This is a genomic window from Shewanella sp. AS16, assembly GCF_021412365.1.
GTDB lineage: Bacteria > Pseudomonadota > Gammaproteobacteria > Enterobacterales > Shewanellaceae > Shewanella > Shewanella salipaludis.
In genome coordinates, this window is sequence record NZ_JAKCLK010000268.1 from 1 (window position 1) to 291 (window position 291).

Sequence of the window (291 nt, forward strand, 5' to 3'; positions counted from 1 at the left end):
CGCGCAGGCCGCCAGTTTTTCCGCCAGCACTTTGGCGGCTAAATCCTGGGCTGTCGCTTCATCCGGTGCCGTACATAGCACCACGACAGACGTGGTATTCGAACTTTTTTCATCAAGCATAAACACCTCGCAAGAACAGATGGAACCGCAAGAGAGAGGTCACTATACAACGGACGGGGAAAGGATGTTAGTCGGCGGGAAAGAAAGCGGGGCGTGAACGCCCCGCGATGGGTCATTACAGCATGAAGCTACCCAGCACGAAGCCGAAGCAAACGGCCAGGGCAACACCCA

The 291-nt window shown here is 56.0% G+C and carries 1 protein-coding gene; it reads right to left on the minus strand.

The annotated features are described in order from the left end of the window. Positions 1 to 120: divalent cation tolerance protein CutA (gene cutA, locus LZP73_RS21385; RefSeq protein ID WP_267960268.1), on the minus strand; the 120-nt coding region annotated here is incomplete at its 3' end. Positions 121 to 291 lie beyond the last annotated feature (171 nt).